1 protein-coding gene is annotated in these 700 nt (G+C 47.3%); it reads left to right on the top strand.

Going from position 1 to position 700, the window contains the following annotated elements:
• On the top strand, positions 1-617 hold a 617-nt coding region (locus N1032_RS25435; protein ID WP_407933088.1), incomplete at its 5' end, for a TerC family protein.
• Positions 618-700 lie beyond the last annotated feature (83 nt).

A 700-nucleotide genomic window follows, 5' to 3' on the forward strand; every position in this document is an offset into this window, starting at 1 on the left:
TACTCACTTATGGCATCATAGGTGCAATAGTATTCCGTGCTATCTTTGTGACTGTCGGTGCTGGCCTGTTTAACTCAGAAGTGATTCTTGCTTCTGTGGCTGGCTTTGAAATCACCCTTCATCTGGTTATCAGTTGCTTGTTTGCGCTGGTTATCTTCTGGTCTGCTTGGAAGATGCTTGCTGCTAACGAGGCGGAAGAGGAAGAAGATGATTACGACAATCTCTGGTACAACAAGCTGGCTCGTAAGTGGTTCCCGAAAGCAGGTGCTCTGTTCTTCGCTGCGGTAACTGTTGAACTGTCAGATGTCATGTTCTCGTTTGACAGTGTACCAGCAGTAATCGCTGTAGCAAAAGACACGGCTGTCGTTTATTCCGCAATGCTTATGGCAGTGCTGGGTCTTCGTGCTCTGTTCTTTGTGCTGGAAGCGCTGATGAAGCACCTGTGCCATCTGGAGAAAGCAGTTGTTGCAGTTCTTGTATTCATCGGTATCAAGCTTATCGCCGAACCAGTGGGCTTTGATATTAGTCCTCTGCTTAGCGTTGGTGTTGTCATCGGACTCCTTGCCACCGGCGTCATAGCATCATTGGTATTCCCATCAAAAAGCGAAGAAGCCTGAACGGCTGAGCAGTGGTTGGAATTCCGCCAATGGTGGATTGAAGTGAACGAAGAGTATTATCGTTCCAAGTAAATATTTCAAGC

Origin of the sequence: Herbiconiux daphne, from assembly GCF_024979295.1 — a bacterium.
In the GTDB taxonomy this organism is placed as follows: domain Bacteria; phylum Actinomycetota; class Actinomycetes; order Actinomycetales; family Microbacteriaceae; genus Herbiconiux; species Herbiconiux daphnes.